Annotated in this window: 24 protein-coding genes and 1 tRNA gene; 21 read left to right on the top strand and 4 right to left on the bottom strand. The window is 50.6% G+C overall.

Annotation, left to right across the window (positions count from 1 at the left end; all coding sequences use genetic code 11):
• Positions 1-54 precede the first annotated feature (54 nt).
• From dsbC to CLR69_RS12345, 7 genes are all read left to right on the top strand, one after another.
• Complete coding sequence (dsbC, locus tag CLR69_RS12375) at positions 55-771, top strand: bifunctional protein-disulfide isomerase/oxidoreductase DsbC (RefSeq protein ID WP_129702856.1); 717 nt, start codon at positions 55-57, stop codon at positions 769-771.
• A gap of 6 nt (positions 772-777) precedes the next feature.
• Entirely contained in the window at positions 778-2,526 is a 1,749-nt protein-coding gene (gene recJ, locus CLR69_RS12370) for a single-stranded-DNA-specific exonuclease RecJ (protein WP_197730555.1), read from the top strand.
• Between the two features lie 106 nt (positions 2,527-2,632).
• Positions 2,633-3,731 (top strand): peptide chain release factor 2 gene (gene prfB / locus CLR69_RS12365; RefSeq protein ID WP_129702857.1). Its coding sequence is split into 2 segments (ribosomal slippage): positions 2,633-2,707 and positions 2,709-3,731, totalling 1,098 coding nucleotides; the frame shifts between segments, so codons are not numbered across the junction.
• Between the two features lie 8 nt (positions 3,732-3,739).
• Positions 3,740-5,257, top strand: a complete 1,518-nt coding sequence (lysS, locus tag CLR69_RS12360) for a lysine--tRNA ligase (protein WP_129712787.1) — start codon at positions 3,740-3,742, stop codon at positions 5,255-5,257.
• 256 nt (positions 5,258-5,513) lie between these two features.
• A complete protein-coding gene (locus tag CLR69_RS12355; RefSeq protein ID WP_129702859.1) occupies positions 5,514-6,269 on the top strand; it encodes an AraC family transcriptional regulator in 756 nt (251 codons plus the stop codon).
• Between the two features lie 62 nt (positions 6,270-6,331).
• A complete protein-coding gene (locus CLR69_RS12350) occupies positions 6,332-7,015 on the top strand; it encodes a LysE family translocator (RefSeq protein WP_129712786.1) in 684 nt (227 codons plus the stop codon).
• Between the two features lie 81 nt (positions 7,016-7,096).
• A tRNA-Gly gene (locus CLR69_RS12345) sits at positions 7,097-7,170 on the top strand.
• Between the two features lie 146 nt (positions 7,171-7,316).
• Here the strand turns inward: CLR69_RS12345 and CLR69_RS12340 are convergent.
• A complete protein-coding gene (locus CLR69_RS12340; RefSeq protein WP_129702878.1) occupies positions 7,317-7,655 on the bottom strand; it encodes a cupin domain-containing protein in 339 nt (112 codons plus the stop codon).
• 123 nt (positions 7,656-7,778) lie between these two features.
• On the opposite strand from CLR69_RS12340, the gene CLR69_RS12335 reads away from it, so the two are divergent.
• Complete coding sequence (locus CLR69_RS12335) at positions 7,779-8,171, top strand: YybH family protein (RefSeq protein ID WP_129712785.1); 393 nt, start codon at positions 7,779-7,781, stop codon at positions 8,169-8,171.
• Between the two features lie 110 nt (positions 8,172-8,281).
• Here the strand turns inward: CLR69_RS12335 and CLR69_RS12330 are convergent, their stop codons facing one another.
• Positions 8,282-9,352 carry a DUF1176 domain-containing protein gene (locus CLR69_RS12330; RefSeq protein ID WP_129712784.1) on the bottom strand — a complete coding sequence of 357 codons (1,071 nt, stop codon included), beginning with the start codon at positions 9,350-9,352 and terminating at the stop codon, positions 8,282-8,284.
• A gap of 378 nt (positions 9,353-9,730) precedes the next feature.
• Here CLR69_RS12330 and lpxP point away from each other — a divergent pair, with 378 nt between their 5' ends.
• Positions 9,731-10,654, top strand: a complete 924-nt coding sequence (gene lpxP / locus CLR69_RS12325) for a kdo(2)-lipid IV(A) palmitoleoyltransferase (protein ID WP_129702881.1) — start codon at positions 9,731-9,733, stop codon at positions 10,652-10,654.
• Between the two features lie 45 nt (positions 10,655-10,699).
• Here lpxP and CLR69_RS12320 read toward each other — a convergent pair whose 3' ends face one another.
• Positions 10,700-12,184, bottom strand: coding sequence for an NCS1 family nucleobase:cation symporter-1 (locus tag CLR69_RS12320; protein ID WP_129712783.1), 1,485 nt, complete (start codon positions 12,182-12,184; stop codon positions 10,700-10,702).
• 151 nt (positions 12,185-12,335) lie between these two features.
• Here CLR69_RS12320 and CLR69_RS12315 point away from each other — a divergent pair, with 151 nt between their 5' ends.
• From CLR69_RS12315 to puuE, 3 genes are read left to right on the top strand one after another with little or no spacing between them, the layout of a single operon-like run.
• Positions 12,336-13,058, top strand: coding sequence for a GntR family transcriptional regulator (locus tag CLR69_RS12315; protein ID WP_129712782.1), 723 nt, complete (start codon positions 12,336-12,338; stop codon positions 13,056-13,058).
• A complete protein-coding gene (locus CLR69_RS12310; protein ID WP_129712781.1) occupies positions 13,055-13,792 on the top strand; it encodes an aspartate/glutamate racemase family protein in 738 nt (245 codons plus the stop codon). The genes CLR69_RS12315 and CLR69_RS12310 overlap by 4 nt, the downstream gene beginning before the upstream one ends.
• A gap of 12 nt (positions 13,793-13,804) precedes the next feature.
• Positions 13,805-14,761, top strand: a complete 957-nt coding sequence (puuE, locus tag CLR69_RS12305; RefSeq protein ID WP_129702885.1) for an allantoinase PuuE — start codon at positions 13,805-13,807, stop codon at positions 14,759-14,761.
• 191 nt (positions 14,762-14,952) lie between these two features.
• Here puuE and CLR69_RS12300 read toward each other — a convergent pair whose 3' ends face one another.
• Complete coding sequence (locus CLR69_RS12300) at positions 14,953-15,369, bottom strand: hypothetical protein (protein WP_129712780.1); 417 nt, start codon at positions 15,367-15,369, stop codon at positions 14,953-14,955.
• A 214-nt stretch (positions 15,370-15,583) separates the two neighbouring features.
• On the opposite strand from CLR69_RS12300, the gene CLR69_RS12295 reads away from it, so the two are divergent.
• The 9 genes from CLR69_RS12295 to CLR69_RS12255 all read left to right on the top strand — a co-directional run bounded on the left by CLR69_RS12295 (position 15,584) and on the right by CLR69_RS12255 (position 25,748).
• A complete protein-coding gene (locus CLR69_RS12295; RefSeq protein ID WP_129702887.1) occupies positions 15,584-16,939 on the top strand; it encodes an NCS2 family permease in 1,356 nt (451 codons plus the stop codon).
• Positions 16,940-17,221: 282 nt separating this feature from the next.
• Positions 17,222-18,868 carry a Na+/H+ antiporter gene (locus tag CLR69_RS12290; protein ID WP_129702888.1) on the top strand — a complete coding sequence of 549 codons (1,647 nt, stop codon included), beginning with the start codon at positions 17,222-17,224 and terminating at the stop codon, positions 18,866-18,868.
• Between the two features lie 371 nt (positions 18,869-19,239).
• A complete protein-coding gene (locus CLR69_RS12285) occupies positions 19,240-19,950 on the top strand; it encodes a response regulator transcription factor (RefSeq protein WP_010285248.1) in 711 nt (236 codons plus the stop codon).
• Positions 19,928-21,427 (top strand): sensor histidine kinase, encoded by a 1,500-nt coding sequence (locus tag CLR69_RS12280; protein ID WP_129712779.1) that lies wholly within the window; start codon positions 19,928-19,930, stop codon positions 21,425-21,427. The genes CLR69_RS12285 and CLR69_RS12280 overlap by 23 nt, the downstream gene beginning before the upstream one ends.
• Positions 21,428-21,739: 312 nt before the next feature.
• The gene (locus CLR69_RS12275) at positions 21,740-21,961 is read left to right on the top strand and encodes a Flp family type IVb pilin (RefSeq protein WP_010295686.1); all 222 of its coding nucleotides are present in this window, start codon (positions 21,740-21,742) and stop codon (positions 21,959-21,961) included.
• A gap of 7 nt (positions 21,962-21,968) precedes the next feature.
• Positions 21,969-22,520 carry an A24 family peptidase gene (locus CLR69_RS12270; RefSeq protein ID WP_129712778.1) on the top strand — a complete coding sequence of 184 codons (552 nt, stop codon included), beginning with the start codon at positions 21,969-21,971 and terminating at the stop codon, positions 22,518-22,520.
• A 46-nt stretch (positions 22,521-22,566) separates the two neighbouring features.
• Positions 22,567-23,517: a Flp pilus assembly protein CpaB gene (gene cpaB / locus CLR69_RS12265; RefSeq protein WP_129712777.1), complete on the top strand. Its 951-nt coding sequence runs from the start codon at positions 22,567-22,569 to the stop codon at positions 23,515-23,517.
• Between the two features lie 80 nt (positions 23,518-23,597).
• On the top strand, positions 23,598-25,040 hold the full coding sequence (locus tag CLR69_RS12260; protein WP_129712776.1) for a type II and III secretion system protein family protein: 1,443 nt from the start codon (positions 23,598-23,600) through the stop codon (positions 25,038-25,040).
• 21 nt (positions 25,041-25,061) lie between these two features.
• A complete protein-coding gene (locus CLR69_RS12255) occupies positions 25,062-25,748 on the top strand; it encodes a CpaD family pilus assembly protein (protein ID WP_129712775.1) in 687 nt (228 codons plus the stop codon).
• Positions 25,749-25,752: the final 4 nt, after the last annotated feature.

Below are 25,752 nucleotides of genomic sequence, written 5' to 3'. Positions count from 1 at the left end.
ATTGCTACGAGCGACGTATTCACCATGACGTTGCGACACAACAGGATTGATGAAATGAAAAAAGGGTTATTACTGCTTTCTTTACTGGTAGCGACGGCGACCAATTTTGCTCACGCCGACGATGCCGCAATCAAGCAGACGCTGACGCGTTTGGATATGCAGGGCGCTGAAATCCTGCCTTCGCCAATGGCAGGCATGAAAACCGTCATTACCGATAGCGGCGTGCTGTACATCAGCGAAGATGGCAAGCATTTGCTGCAAGGCCCGCTTTACGACGTGAGCGGAACGATGCCGGTCAACACCACCAATAAAATCCTGATTGGCAAGCTGGATGCGCTACAGGAACAGATGATTGTTTATAAAGCCGCACAGGAAAAACACGTTATTACCGTTTTCACCGACATCACCTGTGGGTATTGCCACAAACTGCATGAGCAGATGAAAGATTACAATGCGTTGGGCATCACTGTGCGCTATTTAGCTTTCCCACGTCAGGGGATGAAATCCGCGGCAGCGAAAGATATGCAGTCTATCTGGTGCGTGGCTGATCGCAATAAAGCATTTGATAACGCGATGAAGGGCGAAGCGATCTCGCCAGCAACGTGTAAAACCGATATCGCTGCGCATTACCAACTGGGCATCCAGTTTGGTGTGCAGGGTACCCCTGCTATCGTGCTGCAAGATGGCATGGTTGTACCGGGATATCAGGGGCCGAAAGAGATGTTGGCGATGCTGGAAGCACATAAAGCCTCGAAGAAAACCGGCGGTTAATGCTACGTGGATATGATTACCCAACTCCGTCGGCGTCCGCTGGCGGAGGATATTGATTTACCTGACACCGTTCCGCCTTTGCTGCGTCGCCTCTATGCGCAGCGCGGCGTTAAAGGGGCTCAGGAGCTGGAACGTAGCCTGAGTGGTTTACTCAATTACCGTTTACTCAGCGGTATTGATAAAGCGATCGACCTGTTGCAACTGGCGCTCGCAGAGAAGCGCTGTATCGTGATTGTTGGCGACTTTGATGCTGATGGTGCCACCAGCACTACGCTTGCCGTACTGGCGTTGCGCAGCATGGGCGGCGCGAACGTAAAATATCTGGTGCCGAACCGTTTTGAAGATGGCTATGGGCTAAGCCCAGCTGTGGTGGCGCAAGCTGCCGCGCTGGGGGCTGAAGTGATTGTTACCGTTGATAACGGGATATCTTCTCATGCGGGTGTCGAGGATGCGCATCGGCGCGGTATCGCGGTGCTGGTGACCGATCACCACCTGCCGGGCGAAATTTTGCCTGACGCCGACGCCATGATTAACCCCAATTTACCTGACTGTCCGTTTCCCTCCAAAGCGCTGGCAGGCGTGGGCGTTGCGTTTTATCTGATGATGGCGCTATTTGTGCGTCTGCGTGACAGCGACTGGTTTACGCAACAGGGGCTGGCGAAGCCGAATCTCACTGAATTACTGGATCTGGTTGCGTTGGGCACAGTGGCTGATGTGGTGCCGCTGGATGCTAACAATCGGATTCTGGTGGCTCAAGGGTTGAATCGCATTCGTGCAGGCGAGTGTCGTCCGGGCATTCGAGCGCTGCTGGAAGTGGCTAACCGCGATGCTACTCAACTGGTCGCCAGCGATTTAGGTTTTGCCATTGGGCCACGTCTGAACGCTGCCGGAAGGCTGGATGATATGACGGTTGGCGTCGAACTGTTATTGAGTAATGACATTACTCAGGCGCGCATGTTGGCTAACGATTTAGACGCATTGAATCAGGATCGGCGAGAGATCGAACAGGGAATGCAGGTGGAAGCGTTGCGTCTGTGTGAATCGCTGGAGCGTACCCGCACTGAGTTGCCTTACGGTCTGGCGATGTATCACCCAGAGTGGCATCAGGGCGTTGTTGGTATTCTGGCCTCGCGTATTAAAGAGCGTTTCCATCGTCCGGTTATTGCCTTTGCACCTGCCGGAGACGGCATGCTGAAAGGGTCGGGACGTTCCATTGCGGGTCTGCATCTGCGTGATGCGCTGGAAAGATTGGATACGCTGTATCCCGGCATGATGGATAAGTTCGGTGGACATGCAATGGCAGCAGGGCTATCGCTGCATGAAGATCGATTCGAGGATTTCCGCCAGCGCTTTGGTGAACTGGTGGGCGAGTGGCTCGATCCGTCTCATCTTGAAGGCGTCGTCTGGTCTGATGGCGAGCTGGCTCTGCCAGAACTGAATTTGCTCTCAACGGCAGAAATGCTGCGCTACGCGGGGCCGTGGGGACAGGCATTCCCTGAACCGACGTTCGATGGCTGCTTTCGTATTCTGCAACCTCGCTTACTTAAAGAACGTCATTTGAAAGCGATGTTTGAGCCGATTGGCGTAACAGGAACTGTGCCACTGTTAGATGGCATCGCGTTTAATGTCGATACCACCGTTTGGCCGGATCCGAGCATTAAAGAAGTGGAAATGGTGTACCGGCTGGATATTAACGAATTTCGTGGTAAACGCTCGGTGCAACTGTTGATTCAACATCTGTGGCCGCGCGCGTGAACCGAATACGGCGGGCGGAATGTCTATAAAATGGGCCTTTTATCCGCTAGAATGGCGGGTTACATCATTCCGTTGTCAACGACTTAACGTAAGAATATAAAAAATCATGTTTGAAATTAATCCGGTAAAAAACCGCATTCAAGATCTGTCTGAACGTAGCGACGTTCTTCGGGGGTATCTTTGACTATGATGCCAAGAAAGAACGCCTCGAAGAAGTAAACGCTGAACTGGAACAGCCTGATGTCTGGAATGAGCCTGAACGTGCTCAGGCATTGGGAAAAGAACGTTCCTCGCTGGAAGCCATCGTAGACACCATCGATCAACTGGCCCAGGGTCTGGAAGATGTGACGGGTCTGCTTGAGCTCGCGGTGGAAGAAGACGACGAAGACACCTTTAATGAAACCTCGCTAGAGCTGGACGCGCTGGAAAATAAATTAGGCCAGCTCGAATTCCGTCGCATGTTCTCCGGCCAGTACGACAGCGCGGATTGCTATCTAGATATTCAAGCGGGTTCTGGCGGGACGGAAGCACAGGACTGGGCCAGCATGCTGGTACGTATGTACCTGCGTTGGGCCGAAGCCAAAGGGTTTAAAACCGAAATTATTGAAGAGTCAGACGGTGACGTGGCCGGTACAAAATCTGCCACCATCAAGATCATTGGTGACTATGCGTTTGGCTGGCTGCGCACTGAAACTGGTGTACACCGTTTGGTGCGTAAGAGCCCGTTCGATTCCGGTGGTCGCCGTCATACCTCGTTCAGCTCCGCGTTTGTCTACCCGGAAGTCGATGATGATATTGATATCGAAATCAATCCGGCCGACCTGCGTATTGACGTTTACCGCGCATCCGGTGCGGGCGGTCAGCACGTTAACCGGACAGAATCCGCGGTGCGTATTACCCACATTCCGACCAACATTGTTACGCAGTGTCAGAATGACCGTTCCCAGCATAAAAACAAAGATCAGGCGATGAAACAGCTGAAAGCCAAGCTGTACGAGTTTGAGATGCAAAAGAAAAATGCTGAGAAACAGGCGATGGAAGACAACAAATCGGATATCGGTTGGGGCAGTCAGATTCGTTCCTATGTTCTGGATGATTCGCGCATCAAAGATTTACGTACTGGAGTGGAAACACGTAACACTCAGGCCGTACTCGATGGCGATCTGGACAAATTTATTGAAGCAAGTTTAAAAGCGGGGTTATAAGAATTCACATGGCTGAATCACAATCACAGGGTGCCGATCAGGCGCAAGATCTGAATAATGAATTAAAAACGCGTCGTGAAAAGCTGGTGACGCTGCGTGAAAACGGGATTGCATTCCCGAATGATTTCCGCCGTGACAGCACCTCCGATCGTCTGCACGCTGAGTTCGATGCCAAAGAGAACGAAGAGCTGGAAGAACTGGGTATCGAAGTGACCGTTGCGGGCCGTATGATGACCCGTCGTATCATGGGTAAAGCTTCTTTCGTGACCTTGCAGGACGTGGGTGGCCGTATTCAGCTGTATGTTGCTCGCGACGATCTGGCGGAAGGCATCTATAACGAGCAGTTCAAAAAATGGGATCTGGGCGATATCTTAGGTGCGCGTGGCAAGCTGTTCAAAACCAAGACTGGCGAGCTGTCGATTCACTGTACCGAACTGCGTCTTTTGACCAAAGCGCTGCGTCCGCTGCCGGATAAATTCCACGGTCTGGCCGATCAGGAAACTCGCTACCGTCAGCGTTATTTGGATCTGATCGCTAACGACGAATCTCGCAATACCTTCCGTATTCGTTCCAAAGTGATGGCGGCGATCCGTAGCTTTATGGTCGATCACGGCTTTATGGAAGTGGAAACGCCGATGATGCAGGTGATCCCTGGCGGCGCGTCTGCTCGTCCGTTCATCACGCACCATAACGCGCTGGACATTGACATGTACCTGCGTATCGCGCCGGAACTGTACCTGAAGCGTCTGGTCGTAGGTGGTTTTGAGCGTGTGTTCGAGATCAACCGTAACTTCCGTAACGAAGGCGTTTCCCCACGCCACAACCCTGAATTCACCATGATGGAACTTTATATGGCGTATGCCGATTATAAAGACCTGATTGTGTTGACGGAAAATCTGTTCCGTACGCTGACGCAGGACGTGCTGGGCTCGACGACAGTGGTGTATGGCGATCAGACATTTGACTTCGGTAAGCCATTCGAGAAGTTGACGATGCGCGAAGCGATCTGCAAATACCGTCCTGAAACCAACGTTGCCGATCTGGACGATCTGGAGAAAGCGACCGCGATCGCACAGTCTCTGGGCATCAAGATCGAGAAGAGTTGGGGCCTAGGCCGCATCGTTACCGAGATCTTCGAAGAGACGGCAGAAAGCAGTCTGATCCAGCCGACCTTCATCACCGAATATCCGGCTGAAGTGTCACCGCTGGCGCGTCGTAACGATCAGAACCCGGAAATCACCGATCGCTTTGAGTTCTTTATCGGCGGCCGTGAAATTGGTAACGGCTTCTCCGAGCTGAATGATGCTGAAGATCAGGCTGAGCGTTTTGCGCAGCAGGTCAATGCTAAAGATGCAGGCGATGACGAAGCGATGTTCTACGACGAAGACTACGTGACGGCTCTGGAGCACGGTCTGCCGCCGACAGCGGGTCTGGGGATTGGTATCGACCGCATGGTGATGTTGTTCACGAACAGCCACACCATTCGCGACGTCATCCTGTTCCCTGCGATGCGTCCGCAGAAATAAGCTCGTTTTAGCTGAACCTTCGAAACCGGTGCAATTGCACCGGTTTGACGTTATCGCCTAGGTCAAATTTTAGGGGAAACACGGGGATGAGGTTCCCGTAGGGACACCTCGCGCCGTGGTCGCCCCGCGTATCTCGATCTCACCGCGATAGTACTACCTCTCATTTTATCTCTGCATTCTTGTCGTCATTCTGTGATTGTTGCCCGACGGGGGAAGATGTTATTTTCAGACATTCATTCACTATCGGAACGCCCCCATGATGACTTACCGCGATGCCTGGTTTGAGCTGGCGCTGTTAACCAACGGTCGCAGCTTTCCACGGCATACGCACGATGAATTCGTCATCAGTGCCAATCTCAGCGGATTGGAAACGGTCTGGTTGGATGGCGAGACCTTTGTTGCAACCAACGATATGGTGACGACTTACAATCCCAATCAGTTACAGGGCAGCGACAATGCTTTTGACCGCTGGCAGTGCGCATCGTTGTACGTTCACCCGCAGGCATTCGAGCATTATTTCCATCAAACGTTTCTATTCTCACGGGGCTGGAATCCGTCGGCGCAGCTGGCGTCCGAGTTAAAACAGCTTGTCACCTCTGAGTTGGACGACAGTACCCGTCAGGAACGCATTATCCTGCTGCTGGCAGGATTGATGGAAGGTCAGCACAGAATGCCGTCTCAGAGCCAGCGCAAAGAGGCAGAGCGGATCACGCGGATCAAAGACGGATTGCTGAACGATCTCAGCGATGTCCCTACGCTTGATCAGCTAGCGCAGCAGGAAAGTTTGTCGGTTGCGCACCTGGTTCGTTCGTTTAATCAGGCGGTGGGCCTGCCACCGCTGGCGTGGCTGATGCAACGGCGTATGTGTAAAGCGCGAGAACTGCTGCGGCAGGGCACGGCGATCAGTCAGGTCGCAGGCGATGTCGGGTTTGCCGATCAGGCGCATTTCACGAAAGCCTTCAACCGCTACAACGCCATGACACCGGGGCAGTTCCGCCGTATCAATTTTTGACAATACAGCGTTTCCCCTGCGCTCTACACTCGCCTTATTGCTTAACGCTCTAAGGGAATACCATGCTGTTAGTTGTCTTCACGGGGATGCTGCTATCTCTGTCACTGTGTCTCGATCTGGGGATGGTCAATACTGCGATTATTAACCGTGGGCTGCGGCATGGGGCGCGTTCGGCGTTTTATATCGGGCTAGGTTCCTGTTTTGGCGATCTGTTTTATGCCACGTTGTCGGTGCTAGGACTGGCGGTGGTGTTTAATCTGACACCGGTGCGCTGGGCGTTATGGATTGGCGGCGGACTGATTCTGATCTGGATGACGATCAGCATGGCGCGTGCGGCATGGCGCGACTATCAGGTTAAACGTTTTGCCGAGCTGTCTACGACTGCGAATGCTATGGATTCCACCACGCCACCAGCCCGGTACACTGAATTTTTCAGCGGTGTCGGCATGGCGCTGGCCTCACCGACTGCGTTACTGTGGTTTGCGGCGATTGGCGGCACCATTATTGCACAGTCTACCGATGGTTCTGCCTTCATGATCAGCCTGTTTCTGCTGGGCTTTTTTGTTGGGGGGATATTGTGGACGTTGTTCCTCGCGGCGCTGGTAAAATACGGCCAGCGGTTGCTAAAAGAGCGCATCTCATTTTACTGTAGCCTGATATCCGCACTGTTATTTGCCTACTTTGCCTGGCACGTCATTTCAAATGGTTATGAGACGCTATTCCTACCGCTATCCACGGCTGCATGATCGGCTAAAACAACAGCACTTTGCCGGGTTTTTTACTTGCTCGGCAACGGCATAGCGCTATAATGCCACTCGCCTCTCTGTGCGAGTGTAGTTCAATGGTAGAACGGCAGCTTCCCAAGCTGCATACGAGGGTTCGATTCCCTTCACTCGCTCCAATCACACTTCTCTCAACGTCCACTCAAATCCAGTAATGACAAGGCTTATCACTGTTTTCAGTCGTTCGGGAAAACGCGTCTATCGAAATTTATACATCAGAGTGTATAGGACATTATGTCACGCTAGATCCTATATGCTGAATGACCTATAGAAGGTCGATACGGTCTCCCCGAGTCGTCGGGTGTGATACGACAATGAAATCAACATTATCATCTGATTCATTTTTGGCCTGATGCTTTGTACTGGGAGGAATCTCAAGACCTTGATGTTCAGTGATTATGTGTGCTTCTCCTTCTAATTCAATAGTTAGGGTACCAGCAAGCACAAAGAAGAACTGTCTTGATTCTGAGTGATAATGACGTTTTTCCTTAGCTCCTGATGGCATCCTTTCATGAATGATACTCATATCCTGTCTTTTGACGAGATACCATCCATCACAGCTGTCGCCCCAGACATAGTGCTCTGCGTTATCCTTCGAAATCATTGAGTAATCTCCTTTTTGTATGCATTAACGTTGTTATAACGTGGTAATTATATTATTAACAGCAAATGGATAGGTCTTCTTCAAACCAGAATATTCTATGACACTTTACTGAGGCCAATGCTTATGAAGCCACACCCGATACGCGAAATCATTGAAGCGTGTGATAAAGCAATTTCTGAACGAAATTTTGATGCCTTGATGAATTATTATGCCGAGGATGCAGCACTTGTTATCAAGCCAGGAATGGTTGCTAGAGGAAAAGATGATATAAGAAAAGCCTTTGTCGCTATTGCCGATTATTTTAAAAATCAATTAGTTGTTGAACAAGGCAATATGCAGGTCATTGAGGGCAGTGGAGACGCTTTAGTTATCATGGAAACCGTCCTTCATTACCCCGATGAGCAAGGGAGTATTGTCACAATAACCCGACGGGCTACCTACGTGTTCAGGAAAGATGCTGTTGGGAACTGGCTTTGCACCATTGATAACTCCTATGGAACAACACTTCTGGATTGATTGTGTTTAGTCAATCCAGACGCGCTTAGGGGAATCTGGCGCATTTTTATTCTTTCTCGTCAGCTTTCCCCATGTTGGAATATGAGGTCAGCGAGTGACCCCGATTTCTTTCATTTCCCTGGTTGAATGACGGTCGCTGTCCAGTAGGGTAAATCCCATGTTCCGCCGAGGCGGATCATTCGGCATGAACCTGTGGTTGATGCTCTGCTTTGCTGGAATGTTTTGCCATCCCATATCCAGGCATTATCGCTCATACAGTCTGCGAGTCCGCGCCCTTTCTGTACGGCGGTAATTTCACCGTTTTCGTAGCTTACTCCGATTGTGGTCACAAGCTGGGGCTGGGTTTGCATTGCATTGTCGATGACCCAGTAAGCGTAGCCTTCGTTGTAGGCTGCACGCCAGCAGAGAGTGCTGAGCAGTGACATACTGCCATTGAGCGGCGTGAGGAGGATCGGTTCTGCTGTTCTGTCACCCTGTGGTGGAAAGTCATAGCAGTCATCTTGCTTTAGCGTCTTAAGCAGTTTTTTCTGGATAGCCGCTTGTTCCGCATGCGTCAGATTTCGTGAGGGCTCCTGCTGGGTTGCTGCTGCGTGGATAACAGGGGCTGCTACGGCGGATAGCTCACTGCTTTTGTTCCCTTTTTTGACGATGGCGTCTGTTGTATCAATGCGGCCCTGCTTCTCATCCATTTTTAGCAAGACAGCATAGGCACCAGATCCAGACAGTTCGGAAACCATGCCATCGTGTAGAAAAGCGACTTTCCCGCTACCTTTCAGCGCCTGTAATACGGCAGCAATTTGTGTCTCATTTAGCTGCCAGAGATTGTCTTCAGTTGAGGTCAGGGCACCTTTATCCACACCGTCAACGGTTAACGTGAGTTTGGTACCTTTAGGAACGCCTTCGTGTACCTCAGCGAGTGTGACTTCGGCCGTTATTGGTGTGTTTTGCCCTGCATGGCGCGTTATGAGCAGTGAGACGTCTTGAGCTTCTGTCACTTCTCCCATGCTTTTCTCTTCTGGCGAGTAGCCAGCCGCCCGGCACGTTAGCGTGTTATCGCAAACGATCTCCCAATCTTTATGAAAGAAAGTGCTATCGGAGAATGTGGTGGCAAAAGCTAGCGTAGGAATGCTGGCAATGACGGCGGTTAATATATTGAGTCGGTAAGGGTAAGAGAAGATCATACTCCATCAAGTCCTTGATTATGCTATGGCTTGCTATCCTCTATGACCTGATGTTGGGAAGCCAGTCGCGTTTGTTGGCGCATGGTCTTATGTTAGCTTTAGGTCGACTCAGATTGCGAATATTTCTTATCTTGCTACTCCTTTATTGACTATGAATCAGGTATGATGTAGCTACCGTCAGCCGTTCATCGGCTGTGCAAAATCCCCTCTGTGTTATCAGCATGTTTATCCTGCTTTTTAACCTCATGCGCGATAACGGTCAGAAGTAAGTTTTCCACACAGCTGAAACGATCCCTATAAATAAGTGTCATGATAGATGTAGCGCGATGAGAACGACTCTTTATGCGGTACGCTGTTAATCACTTAAAGATGAGTATCATGAAGATTAAGCAAACATTTACCAGGGCATTACTCCACCCGCGCTATTGGACGACTTGGTTCGGCCTTGGCGTGCTGTTTTTATTAGTCCAACTTCCTTATCCGCTGTTGATGAAAATCGGAAGCAGCGCAGGTCGTTTATCCCGTATCTTTCTTAAACGTCGGGTGTCGATTGCTCGACGTAATCTTGAACTGTGTTTCCCTACGATTACCGATGACGAACGAGAGGCCATGATCGACAGCAACTTTGCTTCGCTCGGAATGGCATTGGTCGAAACTGGCATGGCCTGGTTCTGGCCCGATCGTCGCGTGCGCCATTGGTTTGATGTTTCAGGGCTGGAACATTTACAGCGCGCCACCGAAAAAGGTCAGGGCGTGATGGTGATTGGTATTCACTTTATGTCGTTGGAACTGGGCGGCAGGGCGATGGGGCTGTGCCGGCCGATGATGGCGATGTACCGCCCGCACAATAATAAAGCGATGGAAATGGTGCAAACCTGGGGACGTTCTCGCTCGAACAAGGCGATGATCGACCGTAAAGATCTACGTGGTATGGTGCAGGCACTGAAACGTGGTGAAGCGGTATGGTTCGCTCCCGATCAGGATTACGGCCCTAAAGGCAGCGTGTTTGCACCGTTCTTTGCGGTGAAAAATGCGGCAACCACCAGCGGCACTTACACCATCAGTCGTCTGGCAAAACCTGCGATGATGACGACGGTACTGATTCGCAAGCCCGATGCGTTGGGTTATCAACTGGTGATTCAGCCTGAATTACAGGATTATCCTTATCATGATGAACAGGCTGCGGCCTGCTACATAAATAAGGTGATTGAGAAAGAAATCATGCGCGCGCCTGAACAGTATCTCTGGTTACATCGCCGCTTTAAAACTCGCCCGGCAGGTGAGGTATCGCTCTACGCTTAATACAGAAACGCCGCATGGGTAGCCACATGCGGCGTCTGCCGTTTTTTATTCCTTCTCTAACATCATTTCTCGTGCGGCAAAGGTTTTTCTGGTGACGCCGACACGTTCATGTCGTGCTAAATAACGGTAGCCGCCAGCAGCAAGGAACGCGCCGATAAACCAACTGAAGTTGGCGGCATCGCGCCATTGCGGAATGAAACTGATGAGCAAACCTGTAGCCACTGCGGGAATCAATGCCATCAGCGCATTTGGATTGAAACCGTTTCGATACCAGTAGCGTCCTTTTGGTGTAGCGTCGAAGAGATCGTCCACATAAATTTTCCCGCCTTTGATAACGTAGAAGTCCATAAGCAGAATACCGAACAGCGGGCCGATAAAGGCACCGAGGACATCCAGAGTGTAGTGAATCAGTTCTGGTGAGTTGAAGAGGTTCCACGGCGTAAGCAGAACAGAACCGACAGCGGCGATCATGCCACCTGTGCGGAAGCTGATACGTTGCGGTGAGCAGTTCGAGAAATCAAACGCAGAAGAGACGAAGTTGGCGACAATATTGATCCCTATTGTTGCGATGATCATGGTCAGTACGCCAAGCGCAACGGCAAAGCCGCTGCCAATGTGTGTGACGGTTTCAATGGGGTCGGTCATCATGCGACCAAACAATGACTGGGTTCCTGAAACAATAACCACGGTGATGACGGAAAAGAGCAGGAAATTAAAGGGGAGTCCCCAGCGATTGCCACGGCGGATTTCCTGCATACTCTTGCCGTAGCGAGAGAAATCGCCAAAATTCAACAATGGGCCGGAAAAATAGGAAACCACCAGTGCTGTTGCGGTCAGCATTTGCCAGGTTTGTTCGCTGGTCGTTAGCGTTTTGCTACTTAGCGTAAAAGAGATGTTTTCCCATCCGGTCTGATAAATAATCCAGACGGCCAACAGTGTCATCACGACATATACTGCCGGACCTGCAAAGTCGATAAAGCGTTTAATCGCGTTCATGCCATGCCAGAACACCATGGCTTGCAGGAACCACATGATGCCAAAGCAAACCCACCCAAGTGCTGACAGACCGAGCCAATGACTCTGCGTTAGTGGCGCGAGAGCCGGGTAAAATTTCAGCAGCACCAGCATCAGAGCATGTGCCGCCAGATAGGTTTGAATTCCGTACCATGCAAAGGCGATTAAGCCACGGATTACTGCGGGAATATTGGCTCCAAACACGCCGAATGCTTGACGACAAATGACCGCGTAGGGAACACCGCTCATCTGGCTCGGTTTGGCGACAAGGTTGGCACAAATCTGGACAATGCAAATGCCCATCAGGAGACACAGAAGTACCTGCCAGCTTGCTAATCCCAACGTGAAAAAGCTGGCTGCGACCACATATCCCCCCATGCTATGCACATCTGACATCCAGAATGAAAAAATGTTGTACCAGGACCAGGTTTGAACGCGGGTCGGTGCCAAATCCGCATTACATAGTCTGGGACTGTACATGCTGTTGCCATTATTTGCGTCGATTTTTTCTGGCATGGAGTCTGCTCCTTTTACCTTGGTCGTTCAGTGAGTGACGTTGTGTGTAAAAGTGACGTTGCATGAATCAGGCCATTATTCATTTTTTTTGTATACATAAATAATATTTTTTGTGTACGATCTTCTGGTGGTTTGACAACGAGATAATGAGATGAACTACACTTACGGACTTGAAAACACGCTGTTATCCCAGCAAAAAGATGATGTTATCTATCAGGCGTTGCTCAACGCCATTGTGGAACACCAACTGTTGCCGGGAACAAAATTGCCGGAGGAAGCGCTGGCAGAAGTATTTGATGTGAGCCGAACGGGGATCCGAAAGGTCTTGCAGCGTCTTGCTATGGTGCAAATGGTTACGTTAACGCCCAAACGTGGTGCGCAGGTATCGATCCCCTCGGTGGAAGAAGCGCGGGAAATTTTTCAGACGCGTCGTTTTATTGAATGTGCCAATCTGCCTGAGGTTGTCTCACACTGTCGCGCATCTCATTTGGTTGCGTTGGATAAGTTGAACGTTGCAGAACAGCAGGCTCATGCAGCTCAAAACGGTGCGGAAGCGATTCGTCTCTCTGCTGCATACCATGTTCAGCTACAGGCAATTTCTGGTAACACGGTATTAACGGAGATTGTCTCACAGCTTACGCTGCGGTCGTCGCTGGTCATTGCCGCTTATGGATCGCCGTGGCAGCAAGGGTGTCGGTGTCACGATCATCACGACCTTCTCGCGCATCTGCAGGATAAAAATGTTCAGGCTATGTCTGAGGCGATGGCGCGGCATTTCGATGATATTGTTGCCAGCTTACGTTTTGACAACGATGAAAACACCGAGCCTGATTTTGTCCGCTTGTTTGGCCATATTAAGGAGGATCTCTCGTGAAACCTCTTTTGATTCAGGTTATTAACCCTAATACTAGCCTCGCTATGACGGAAACGATTAGGATGACGGCTTGTTCTGTTGCTTCCGCGGGGACGAAAATTATTGCGGTGTCCCCTTCTCAGGGAGTGCCTTCTATTGAAGGGCACTTTGATGAAGCGATAGCGGCGGTTGGCGTATTGGAACAAGTGAAGCTGGGAAAAGCACAGGGTGTGGATGGGCACATTATTGCTTGTTTTGGCGATCCTGGGCTGCTTGCTGCTCGGGAAGTTGCTAGTAAGCCGGTCATTGGTATTGCAGAAGCGGCCTTGCATATGGCAACGCTGGTGGCAACTCGCTTCTCAATTGTCACCACGTTGCCGCGTACCGTTATTATCGCTCGTCATTTATTACAGCGTTATGGTTTTGAGCACCATTGTGCCGCGCTGCATGCGATCGATTTACCCGTTCTGGCATTAGAACAAGATAGCGGTATCGCACAGAATAAAGTGCGCGAATATTGTATACAATCCTTGCGGCAGGATGGTGTGGGCGCGATTGTACTTGGCTGTGGCGGAATGGCCGATTTAGCGCAATCACTAACTCAAGAACTGGAAATTCCGGTCATTGACGGCGTCAGCGCAGCCGTAAAACTGATTGAATCCTTGTCGGCACTGGGGCTGACAACCAGTAAACATGGCGATCTGGATTATCCTGTTGCCAAGCCGTTGAGTGGCGTTTTTAGCACCTTGCGTTAGGGAAATAAGACGATGATAAAAGCATCTGCCGCATTGATTGGCGCCATTGACGAAGACTATCCACGCGATCTTATTGGCTATGCGGGCAATCCACCTCAGGCTAACTGGCCTGGAAATGCCAGAATCGCCGTGCAGTTTGTATTGAACTATGAAGAAGGCGCGGAAAATAACGTTTTGCATGGTGATGCGGGCTCCGAGCAGTTTCTGTCCGAGATTATTGGCGCTGCGAGTTATCCCGACCGTCATATGTCAATGGATTCATTGTATGAATATGGTTCTCGCGCAGGGTTTTGGCGCATCCATCAGGAGTTTCAGCGGCGCGGCCTGCCGCTAACGGTATTTGGCGTCGCGATGGCGCTGGCACGTAATCCGGCGATTGTGGATGCTATCAAGTCGGCTGAGTACGATGTTGTGAGTCACGGCTGGCGTTGGATTCATTATCAAAATATGGACATCGATACTGAACGTGATCACATGAATAAGGCGATCGACGTCTTAACGGCGCTATTTGGTCAGCCTCCACGAGGCTGGTATACCGGTCGAGACAGTCCCAACACCCGTAAGTTGGTCGTTGAGCAGAACGATCTTTGGTACGACAGTGACTATTATGGTGATGATTTGCCATTCTGGATGCCAGTGAAAATAAGTACTGGCGATGTACATCCTCACCTTATCGTGCCGTATACCCTTGACGCCAATGATATGCGTTTTGCCTCACCGCAGGGGTTTAACAGCGGCGAGCAGTTTTTCAGCTATTTGAAAGACAGCTTTGATGTGCTTTATGCCGAGGGGGAGACTGCACCAAAAATGCTGTCCATAGGTATGCATTGTCGTTTACTCGGTAGGCCGGGACGTTTTCGCGCCTTACAGCGTTTTCTGGATTATATCCAGCAGCATGAGCGCGTATGGATTTGTCGCCGTCAGGATATTGCAGAGCACTGGCGTGTGAATCATCCCTATGTCGCGTAGTAAAGTACACTGAATACCACAAACAAAAATGGCCACCGGATGGCAGCCATTTTAGGGAGTTAACGTACTGAGTACGATTAACGGAAGATAGCGTGGGGGTTAACACCGCGATAGGTTTTGCCCAACGCTTTTAATATTTGATTGATTTTGCGGACAACGCGCATCTTTTTATCCCCACGATTCTTAAATAATTATTGGTTGAAAGTACCAAAGTTGATGTTGATGTTTTCAAACATAGCGATGATTTTGTTCAGCAGTTTCATGGTCATTTCCTCGTTGTTAGTTGATTTGTTTTCTGTGATGCTGTTCACGTTTTTAAGAATACTCGTACTGATACGGGTGGTCAACTTTTTTGTGATGCGAATCACAAAAAAATGAACATTCAGTTTGTGAGGAGTAAACCGCTGTTTTGATTTTCGTCTAAAAACCTTTTCTGCTTTTTCTTCATACTGACGTGTTTTCAGCGGGTTGCAGGATTGAGCGTTACCTGTACTGGCGGCGTATTTACTTACCAGAAAGATGGTGTGAGATAGGTAAATAGTCTCGATTAGCAGTTGAAATAAACGCAGGGGAAGCGGGATAATCGTGCGCTTCGTATTGCCTGGCACGTTTTATCTAGCCCGTATTAGTACAGCCTGTTTTGATTCTGCAATGTCTTGAAACAGTAACGTTTTCCGGTTTTGCATTCAGCGAGCTAATCGTTTGCGTGCGAGGCCATACGGTTCATGGTGCACCAGAGATGTTGGTGCGCTCGCGGGGCAAGGCCGCGGGAACCGTTCAGAATTGCTCTTAAATAATAATGACATTTCAGGGGATACCACCATGTCAAACACCACCCGTCAGGCTGGCTCGCAAGGCACGCTTGATGCTTTTTTCAAAATTACACAGCGCGGCAGTAACGTGCGTCAGGAAGTATTAGCTGGCCTGACGACGTTTCTGGCCATGGTTTACTCGGTGATTGTGGTGCCGAGTATGCTGGGCAAGGCTGGTTTCCCGCCAGCAGCCGTGTTTGTCGCGACCTGTCTGGTTGCCGGACTAGGATCGCTGCTGATGGGATTGTGGGCCAATTTGCCGATGGCGATTGGCTGTGCGATCTCTCTGACCGCATTTACCGCATTTAGTCTGGTGCTGGGGCAGCAAATTAGTATTCCCGTAGCGCTGGGAGCAATTTTCCTGATGGGCGTGCTGTTTACCATCATTTCTGTCACAGGCATCCGTTCCTGGATCCTGCGTAACTTACCGCTGGGCGTGGCACACGGTACAGGGATTGGTATTGGTCTGTTCCTGCTGATTATTGCCGCCAACGGAGTGGGTCTGGTGGTAAAAAACCCGATTGACGGCCTGCCGGTTGCGCTGGGTAATTTCACCTCTTTCCCCGTCATTATGTCTTTGTTAGGGCTGGCGGCGACCATCGGTTTAGAGAAACGTCGCGTGCCGGGCGGTATTTTGCTGGTTATCGTTGTGATCTCTATTCTGGGGCTGATTTTTGACCCGAATGTAAAATACGCTGGCTTCTTTGCGTTGCCGAGTTTGACGGCAGCTGACGGTTCGTCGCTGATCTTCAGTCTGGATATCATGGGCGCATTGCAGCCGCTAGTTCTGCCAAGCGTGTTGGCACTGGTAATGACCGCGGTGTTCGATGCCACCGGTACTATCCGTGCTGTAGCTGGACAGGCGAACCTGTTGGATAAAGACGGGCAAATCATCAACGGCGGTAAAGCACTGACTGCAGACTCCGTGAGCAGCATTTTCTCCAGTCTGGTCGGGACGTCACCGGCGGCGGTCTACATCGAATCTGCGGCAGGTACGGCGGCCGGTGGTAAAACTGGCTTAACGGCAACGGTAGTCGGTGTGTTGTTCCTGTTGCTGCTGTTTGTCTCTCCGTTAGCGTATCTGGTTCCCGGCTATGCTACCGCGCCAGCGCTGATGTACGTCGGTCTGCTGATGCTGGGCAACGTCTCTAAACTGAATTTTGATGATTTCGTTGATGCAATGTCCGGCTTGGTATGTGCCGTATTTATCGTACTGACCTGTAACATCGTGACTGGCATCATGCTGGGCTTTGGTGCGCTGGTATTAGGACGCATCTGCTCCGGTGAATGGCGTAAACTGAACATCGGCACCGTGATTATCGCTATTGCGCTGGTGGTGTTCTACGCTGGCGGCTGGGCGCTGTAAGTCTCTTTTTCTGTAGACCTTCTGGCATCGCCCCGAAGGTCTACTTCTTACATTTTCCTTTCTTCCCTTCCTCCCTCGTAATATTCCCCCGAAACGGGTGTTTATATGCCTTTTTATTCGCTTTAAGCTTAAGTTTTCTGTGTGATAATCAACCTTGTTATTAATCTCGGCTTTTCAGCTAAAAATCCATTTTCATACCGGACTAAATGCGTTAAATATGGAAGGGCAGTTCACGCGCTCGCAGGCAGAATTTTTTGATTTAGGAGTACGTCTAAGGAAAGCATGGAAATATTTTTTACGATTCTTATTTTGACCCTGGTTGTATCCCTGTCCGGGGTAGTTACCCGCATTTTACCTTTTCAAATTCCTCTGCCTTTAATGCAAATCGCGCTGGGCGCCATCCTCGCCTGGCCCCAGTTCGGGTTGCATGTTGATTTCAATCCTGAGCTGTTTATGGTGCTTTTTATTCCACCGCTGCTGTTTGCCGACGGTTGGAAAACACCTACGCGTGAGTTCCTGAGACACGGCCGGGAAATTATTGGGTTGGCGCTGGTTCTGGTACTGATTACCGTGGTGGGCATCGGCTATTTCATCTACTGGATGGTACCGGGAATGCCGTTGATTGCTGCTTTTGCGCTGGCTGCGGTGCTGTCGCCGACGGATGCCGTCGCGCTGTCGGGTATCGTCGGTGAAGATCGTATTCCGAAAAAACTGATGGGCATTTTGCAGGGCGAAGCGTTGATGAACGATGCGTCCGGCTTGGTGTCGTTGAAGTTTGCTGTCGCTATTGCGATGGGGACTATGGTGTTTACGGTTTCCGGTGCGACGCTGGAATTTATTCAGGTAGCGCTGGGCGGGCTGTTGGCGGGCGTCGGTGTGACCTGGATATTCGGTAAATCGCTGCGCGTTATCAGCCGCTGGAGTGGCGATGATGCCGCAACGCAGATCGTACTGTTATTGCTGCTGCCTTTTGCATCATATCTGATCGCAGAACACATTGGTGTATCGGGCATCTTGGCTGCGGTAGCGGCGGGGATGACGATTGGCCAGTCGGGTGTGATTCGTAGCGCGCCACTCACGATGAGGATGCGTGCCAACGGCGTGTGGTCGATGCTGGAGTTTGTGTTCAACGGCATGGTGTTCATCATGCTGGGTCTGCAATTACCGGACATTCTGGAAACCTCTGTTACGCAGGCTGAACTCGACCCAACGGTTGAAACCTGGATGCTGTTTACCGATATTGCGATCATCTATGGTGCCTTATTGCTGTTACGTTTCAGCTGGCTCTGGGTGATGAAAACATACAGCACGCACATCCAAAAAAAGCGCCCGATGGTTTTCGCCGAGTTCTCTACGCGTGAACTGTGGATCGCTTCCTTTGCTGGCGTCCGAGGGGCGATTACGCTGGCGGGTGTGCTGTCTATTCCGCTGTTGCTAACTGATGGCACGGCGTTCCCGTCACGCTATCAACTGGTGTTTATCGCCACGGGCGTTATTTTGTTCTCTCTGCTTTGTGGCGTATTGGCGCTACCGTTTCTGCTGCGCGGTGTGGTGGTGGCGGACAAGGCGGCGCATGCCAAAGAAATCCGCATGGCACGTATGGCCGTGGCGGAAGTGGCGATCAAAAGCATGCACAAAATGGAGGAACGTCTGGCAGCCGATCGAGAGGAAAACATTGATGAACAGGTGCTGAAAGAAGTCAGTGCGCGCGTCATCGGTAATCTACGTCGACGGTTAATTAATAAAGACGATCCTGAAAATGGTATGTTGATTGAGGATCTGGAGCGGCGTTTTCGCCTGACTGCCTTGAATTCAGAGCGTGCAGAGTTGTATCACTTACGCGCCACCCAGCAGATCAGCAATGAAACGTTGCAAAAAATGCTGCGCGATCTCGACCTGATGGAAGCACTCCTGATCGAAAATGAGTAAGGCGCAGTGAGGCGTTTCCTGCTACTGCGTTGATTTCTTTCTTTTCTCTTTCCTTCCTCTACATCCCCATGGCGTAAGCGATGGGGATGTTTTTTATACGTCCAGTCTCAGAACTGTGTCAGGTGATTGTAAACTGCTTGTCACTAAATGATAATGATTGTTATTATCCGTAGGACAATTCTCATAAATAGAAAGTCTAGAAGTAGAGAAGTCATAAACGAAAAGCTGGGAAGCAAAAACAGAAGTAAAAAACGGCCTGCACGGTATCAGAACCGTGTGGGGTGAATGGCTGTTTGAAGGACCGGATTAAAAATAAACGGACATTAACCCTGAATTAATTAGGTAATAAGCCACGTTTATAGGGGAAAGTTATGCGTGTATTAGTGGTTGATGATGATTCTGTGCTGTGCCATTGGCTCGGGTCTAAATTACATTCCCATGGCCATTCTTGCCGAATGGTTCACGATGGCGCACACGCATTAAAAGCGATCAAGGATGAAGTTTATGATGTCGTTCTGTTAGACAGAATGCTCCCCATCATGGATGGATTTACGGTATTACGTGAATTACAAGGGTCACGTCATCCACCTATTATGCTGCTCTCGGCGCTGGATCGTGATGTCGATCGAGTGATGGGACTGGAGCTTGGTGCGGAAGATTATCTCGGTAAGCCTTTTAATTTTAATGAGCTTAGATTACGTCTGGATATTATGGCGCGACGCGGTAAACGTCATGTCGATAATCCTTCTATGCTGACTTTTGAAGATCTGCAACTTGACCGTATGCAGCGTGTAGCATGGCGTGGCGGTAAGCGTATCGACCTGACCGATAAAGAGATCAAGTTACTGATTATATTGATGGAAAATCCTGGGCAGGCGATTACGCGTACGATGCTGTTAGAGCGGGTATGGGGCTATAATTTTGATCCGCAGACCAATCTGATCGACGTTCATATGTCAAAGTTGCGGGCGAAAATTGATAAAGGATTCCCTCGTCCATTAATTAAAACGCTGAGAGCGATGGGCTACGCATTAGGCGCGGTAGATAAGGACAAAACAGATGTTGGCAGCCACGCTGAATAAAATAAAAATAAAGAGGCTGGGGCAGCGCTGGCAGATAAAAATAAAACATTGGCAATTACTTGGGGCAAGCCAATACCCCGACTTTTTATGCACCTCTAATTTTCGTCAGGCAATAACCATTGTTTTTCTGTTCTTATTGATGATGCTGATGTGTATTGTCGGTTTCAGTTCATTAAGCGAAACACTGATTCGAACACATGTCCGTGAAGTTATTCTGGGTAATATTTACGATTACTCGATGCAGTCGCGTTTAACGAATGCCGATAGCCTGATTGCGCAATTACGACAGGATAATCGAGCGAAAGGTGATGAATTACCACTGTTTCTGGTGATGAATAAACAGGGTGATATTCTGTATCACAATCATCCTCTAAGAACACATCCTTTAACCCCCGATTCTGTCAACACACATCCTCTGGAAATGCGCCAGCATACCGATTGCCAGATGGATGTCAGCTGTCTTAAAACCGAAATTTCCAGCCCAGACGATCCCAATCTAATCGGTTTATCCGTCATGTTGGATGACGGAGGCGTGCTGTTTACCGCTTACAACATTCGGCCCATGTTAGAGCGAGTGAGGACGATCCCGCTTGTTGCAGGGGCTGGATTGTTTATCGTGTTGCTCTTCTGCCTGCTTGTCAGCCGCCATTTCAGCTTACGTAGCTTGCGCAGCGTGGAGAAAATCCGCGCGGCGCTGCACCGCTACAGCAGCGGTGAGCAGCAGGTGCGTATGCCGTTGTCGCCCTACGACGATGATTTTGACAGCCTGAGCGCTGATATTAACCAGAATCTGGAGCGGATTGAGCGCTTGATGGAACAGGTGCGCAATACATCGAGCCATGTCGCACACGAACTGCGTACCCCGCTGACGCATCTGCAAAATCGCCTGTTTAATCTGACGGAGCGCGCCGGGCTGGATAACGATATTCGTGATGAATTGAATCTGGCGGTGGATGAGGTACATAAGATCCTCGGGCTGTTCCGTACCGTGATGCGCATCGGTGAAATTGAGAGCGGACGCTGCGTGCATCAGTTTGAGAATATTGAGGCGCGCCAGCTGCTGGAAGAAATTGCCGAATATTATCAACCGCTAGCGGAAACGCGCGGCTGCCGCTTGACGATTGAAATCAAAGCCGGAATCCAGCTTTTTGGTGACCGTGCGCTGTTGTTTCAGGCGCTGGCGAATCTGGTGGAAAATGCGCTGAAATACGCAGCACAGGGGAAATACATCACCTTGAGTGTGACGCTTTATCGCGGCTGGATCGCCCTAAGTGTTGCTGACCGTGGCCCAGGAATTCCGCCTGCACTTCATGCTAAAGCGTTGCAGCGTTTTCAACGGCTGGATACCTGGTTTCAGTCCGGCTATGGATTAGGGTTGTCTCTGGTTCAGGCGATTACCGATCTACACGGTGGCAAGCTCTATCTGGACTCTTCCGAGCCGGGGTTGAACGTCTATCTGTGTCTTAATCGCTGTTAATGCCTTTTTTCTCACAATAAATACGACTTGTGGTAAGTGGTTTGTACTCCGTTTACCACGACGATCTTCTCTTATTTTTTATGAATATCCCTGCAAAAAATATGAATATTTATTAATTTTATCCGCAACGAAATTTATGTTAATTATTGATTTATATTGATAATTTTTTGTATGGAAAGATTAACGAATATTAATGTTCTGCTGCTTGCGGTGTTTGATAATAAGTCTCATTATTAATCTTATTATCATCATGGCGCCCCCCGATCCTGAGTAGGCCATGATTTCTTTGGCTGCGGATTAGAGAGTCTTCCTATGAAAAATATGAAAGCAAAATTGCGTTCTTTCCTGCGTGACGAGAGCGGTGTAACGGCGATCGAGTACGGCATTCTTGCGGCGGCAATGGCTGCGGCTATCGGCGCGATTTTCGGTGGCGATGGTATTTTCGTAAAAGCGCTGAATGAAAAATTCACTCAGATCGCCGATCAAATTACTGGCACGGGCACCAGCGGTGGTACATCCGGCGCAGCGAAATAAGCACGAGATGGCGGATTACACGCATTGGCTGCAGACGGCACTGCTGATGGGGTGCCTGCTGTGGTGTATCAGTACCGATCTGTTAGTACGCAAAATCACGAATCAGGCGGTATTGATTTTATTGCTGGGCTGGCTGTTCTTCAGCGCTTCACGTGTCCTGCAATCCGGTGCGTTAGATATGTTGGCACTACAGAAAACGCTATGGGCGCTGCCAGGCGCGGCGGCAGTACTGGTTGTGGGTTTTTTGCTTTTCCTCACCGGCAGATTAGGTGCCGGGGATGTCAAGCTGATGAGTGTACTGTGCCTGTGGGTTGGGCAAGGGCACCAGATTGTTTTCGTCATGGTGACGGCGCTGGCTGGCGGTGTTCTGGCCCTCAGTTTGCCTCTGCTTAATGTCGTACCCACCGCAGTTGCAATGGGCATTCAAACCACCAACCGGGTATTCAAGAGTCGGTTGCCTATGCCACCTGCGTTGCCCGCCGACCTTTCTCAAGGCATACCTTACGGCGTTGCCATCGCGTTCGGTGCGATGTATGTCCTGATTTTTCCCTTGTTTTAATTCTGTCGCAGCTTTAAGACACACACGCTAGGGTAGGCAAGTTGAAATGAAAGTGAACTCTACATACGTACTGTCAGGCGCACTCGTGCTGGCAGGCATTGTTGCGCTGATGGTGCGTAGCCATCTCTCTTCTGAACCCCCAGCACCGCCTCCGGTGGTGGTTAAAACGCCGGAAAAAGCCGCTGTTTTGGTGGCGGCGAAAGATCTGCATCCTGGTGATTTCATTGATTCTACTTCGCTGCGTTGGCAGACCACTGATGAATCGGTTTCCCGTACGTTTAACTTCGTTCGTGGCCAGGATAGTCAGTCTCTGCTATTTGGCGCAACTCTGCGTCAAACCGTGAAGGAAGGGACATGGCTTAACAATAATGTTGTTGTGAAGCCGAATGAGCCGGGCTTTGTCGCTGCTGTGTTGGGCAAAGGCATGCGTGCTATCTCCGTTCCTACCAGCGCCATTGCGAGCAATGCCGGGTTAGTTTCAGCGGGCGATCGTGTTGATGTGATCCTTAGCATGAAACGAGACGATCAGTCAGAGTTACCCGTAAGCCGTAACCAACCCGTTGTGATGCCTCTGTTGGCATCACAAACGATAGTCCGTGATTTACGTGTATTGGCGATGAACGATAAAACCAGTACGCCGATATATCCACGCTTTGATACGTCGGAAGATGGGGCTGTGCTTGATGCTACAGCGAAAAGCCGCGAGTCTGCGGCGGGGACTCGCTCACGTTCTACGACTTATCAAACCGTCACGCTGGAAGTGACACCGAAGCAGGCTGAGATGTTGGCCGTTGCCAAAGAACTGGGTGTTTTGCATCTGTCTCTGCGTGGCGCAACGACGGATAAAGCAGGGGATTTAGCGACTGTGCCTTCTGAAGTAACCACGGTGACACAGGCTACGGATATCTATGGTGCCTTATCCGCTGGAGCCGGCGGTCACAAAGTGAAAACGTATCGCGGTGACCAAAAAGACGTGGTGACGTTCCCATCCCGATAGGACGAATACGCAATCTGACAGCCTGCGGAGTGCCGCGAGCTGCTCATAGAACAATGAAGCCCATTACGGAAATTAAGTAAATGACGATGTTTTCGCTGTTTTTGAAATCGGACTTTCGGGGTACGTGCAAACGATTGCTGGCCGCTGGCCTGTTTAATACGGTATTGCCTGTCGCGCTAACGACGATGATGTTACCTGTGACCACGCTAGCTGCTGGGGTATCTACAGCGCCTATTACTGATGAGGTTCGCCTAACGGTGAATCAGGGACGGTTACTCCAACTTGCTGATACACCGGATAGCGTACTGGTGGCCGATCCGAATATTGCCAGTTTTGAACTGCCTTCGCCGGGTAACCTGTTTGTTTACGCCAAAAGTGTCGGTATCACCACGCTCTATGCGATGGATGAAAATGGCAATGTCATCAATGCCATTCGTCTGGTGTCTGAACATGATTTGAAAGCGCTGGGTGAACGCATGAAGCGTGAATTCCCCGGTGCGGATATTCAACTGGAAGCCTCGATTCCCAGCGGCGTGATTGTGCGCGGCAGCGTTGATACGCCGCAGGATGCCAAGCGCGTCATCGACAGCATACAGGCTTATATCAGTGCGTCCTCAGGTGGAGGACAGGGGGGCGGCGGTGGAGGCGGTGGCGAAAAACTGCCTGGTTCCAGCGAATCCTCCGGCAAAGTGATCAACCAGCTAAAAATCAAAACGCCTTCGCAAATCAATATTCAGGTGCGTGTGGTGGAAGTGTCCCGCAAGTTGACCAGCGAACTCGGGTTCAACTGGGCCGCATCATTGAGCACGGGAAGTGGCAACATGAGTGCGGGCAGCGGTTCGCGTCTTAATCTGTTTAATGCCGCGACCGGAAGATTCTCTAACCCAACAGATACGGGCTTCCTGAACTTCGGTCGCTCCAGACTGAGTGGATTGTTAACCGCCATGAACCAGCAGGGCATGGCAACCGTGTTGGCCGAACCCAACCTGACGGCGATGTCGGGGGAAACCGCTGCGTTTGCTGCGGGTGGTGAAGTGCCAATCGTCTTGATCACCAACAACAGCGTCAGCATCGATTACAAATCCTACGGTGTGATTCTGCGTATGACACCGACGCTGCTGTCTGCCAATCGTATCAGTCTGCACATTGCGCCGGAAGTCAGTGAACTCACGGACGTAGGTTCCGTACAGTTGGAAGGCGGATCGCGTATTCCGGCATTAACGGTACGTCGTGCGGATACCACGGTTGAACTGGCCAGCGGACAGAGTTTTGCGCTGGCGGGGATGCTGCGTAGCGCAGGTAGCCAGACCATCAACGGCGTGCCGGGACTGAGCAGCGTCCCGATGTTTGGCCGCCTGTTTGAAAGCGAGTCCACCAGTCAGGAAGAAACGGAACTGGTGATTATCGCGACCGCTTATGTGGTTGAACCGGTTAATGCAGGCGATCTTCAGACGCCGGGACAAGGCGTAAAAATGCTGGACTCATCCATGCCACGCTCTGCGTCTATCGGCTATCTCTACTGAGTTCGTGAGGGGAAATAAAATATGAAAACGATCAACAGCAACCACCCTCCGTTTCGCCCGCTGCACATGCGTGCGGCAGTGCTAACCGCCGTTTTTCTGCTGGCAGGATGCGGATGGAATAAGCCGATTAATGATGTACGTATGCAGCGCTTTGATCAGCCTGCTCTGCAACCGATCGCCGTCCAGCCTTCATCAGTGGCCGTGCCGCTGCTGGTTGCACCGAACGGACGGGGCTTTCTGCCCGAATCCCTTAAACAGCTCAATATCATGCTAAAGGATCAGGGCCGGTTATCCGCGCAGACGCTAACGCTTATCCCACATAGCGCGAGCGGCGAGCAGATGGCGGGGCGACTCGCGACGGTGCTGAAAAATGCCGGTGCCAATGCGCAGAATGTGAAACAGATGCGTCGTTCTACGGCAAGCGGACAGTCTGGCGATCTGGAAGTGATCTCCGAGGCGCTGGTCGTCAAAACTACTCGCTGCACGATCAATGACCCAAATCAACTGATGGTGAACCCCTATGAGGCGATTGGTTCTCTCGGCTGCGCCACGCAAAACAACCTGGCGATGATGGTCGCTGAACCACGCGATCTGATTCAGGCGAAAGCGCTGGACAATGCGGATGGCGTGGCGGCGGTCAATAGCATCGAACGCTATCACAAAGGTGAAGTGAAAGAGCTCATCGACATTAACTTTGAAGAAGATTAAGGGC

The sequence above is a fragment of the Pectobacterium zantedeschiae genome (assembly GCF_004137795.1).
Taxonomy (GTDB): Bacteria; Pseudomonadota; Gammaproteobacteria; order Enterobacterales; family Enterobacteriaceae; genus Pectobacterium; species Pectobacterium zantedeschiae.
The sequence above is the reverse complement of the archived record's forward strand: the minus strand, read 5'-3'. Positions and strand labels throughout refer to the sequence as shown.

What these genes read in the sequence shown, in the direction of transcription:
- dsbC (WP_129702856.1), top strand. Translation starts at nt 55, where the DNA reads ATGAAAAAAGGGTTATTACTGCTTTCTTTACTGGTAGCGACGGCGACC.
- lysS (WP_129712787.1), top strand. Translation starts at nt 3,740, where the DNA reads ATGGCTGAATCACAATCACAGGGTGCCGATCAGGCGCAAGATCTGAAT.
- CLR69_RS12355 (WP_129702859.1), top strand. Translation starts at nt 5,514, where the DNA reads ATGATGACTTACCGCGATGCCTGGTTTGAGCTGGCGCTGTTAACCAAC.
- CLR69_RS12350 (WP_129712786.1), top strand. Translation starts at nt 6,332, where the DNA reads ATGCTGTTAGTTGTCTTCACGGGGATGCTGCTATCTCTGTCACTGTGT.
- CLR69_RS12340 (WP_129702878.1), bottom strand. Translation starts at nt 7,655, where the DNA reads ATGATTTCGAAGGATAACGCAGAGCACTATGTCTGGGGCGACAGCTGT.
- CLR69_RS12335 (WP_129712785.1), top strand. Translation starts at nt 7,779, where the DNA reads ATGAAGCCACACCCGATACGCGAAATCATTGAAGCGTGTGATAAAGCA.
- CLR69_RS12330 (WP_129712784.1), bottom strand. Translation starts at nt 9,352, where the DNA reads ATGATCTTCTCTTACCCTTACCGACTCAATATATTAACCGCCGTCATT.
- lpxP (WP_129702881.1), top strand. Translation starts at nt 9,731, where the DNA reads ATGAAGATTAAGCAAACATTTACCAGGGCATTACTCCACCCGCGCTAT.
- CLR69_RS12320 (WP_129712783.1), bottom strand. Translation starts at nt 12,184, where the DNA reads ATGCCAGAAAAAATCGACGCAAATAATGGCAACAGCATGTACAGTCCC.
- CLR69_RS12315 (WP_129712782.1), top strand. Translation starts at nt 12,336, where the DNA reads ATGAACTACACTTACGGACTTGAAAACACGCTGTTATCCCAGCAAAAA.
- puuE (WP_129702885.1), top strand. Translation starts at nt 13,805, where the DNA reads ATGATAAAAGCATCTGCCGCATTGATTGGCGCCATTGACGAAGACTAT.
- CLR69_RS12295 (WP_129702887.1), top strand. Translation starts at nt 15,584, where the DNA reads ATGTCAAACACCACCCGTCAGGCTGGCTCGCAAGGCACGCTTGATGCT.
- CLR69_RS12290 (WP_129702888.1), top strand. Translation starts at nt 17,222, where the DNA reads ATGGAAATATTTTTTACGATTCTTATTTTGACCCTGGTTGTATCCCTG.
- CLR69_RS12285 (WP_010285248.1), top strand. Translation starts at nt 19,240, where the DNA reads ATGCGTGTATTAGTGGTTGATGATGATTCTGTGCTGTGCCATTGGCTC.
- CLR69_RS12280 (WP_129712779.1), top strand. Translation starts at nt 19,928, where the DNA reads ATGTTGGCAGCCACGCTGAATAAAATAAAAATAAAGAGGCTGGGGCAG.
- CLR69_RS12275 (WP_010295686.1), top strand. Translation starts at nt 21,740, where the DNA reads ATGAAAAATATGAAAGCAAAATTGCGTTCTTTCCTGCGTGACGAGAGC.
- CLR69_RS12270 (WP_129712778.1), top strand. Translation starts at nt 21,969, where the DNA reads ATGGCGGATTACACGCATTGGCTGCAGACGGCACTGCTGATGGGGTGC.
- cpaB (WP_129712777.1), top strand. Translation starts at nt 22,567, where the DNA reads ATGAAAGTGAACTCTACATACGTACTGTCAGGCGCACTCGTGCTGGCA.
- CLR69_RS12260 (WP_129712776.1), top strand. Translation starts at nt 23,598, where the DNA reads ATGACGATGTTTTCGCTGTTTTTGAAATCGGACTTTCGGGGTACGTGC.
- CLR69_RS12255 (WP_129712775.1), top strand. Translation starts at nt 25,062, where the DNA reads ATGAAAACGATCAACAGCAACCACCCTCCGTTTCGCCCGCTGCACATG.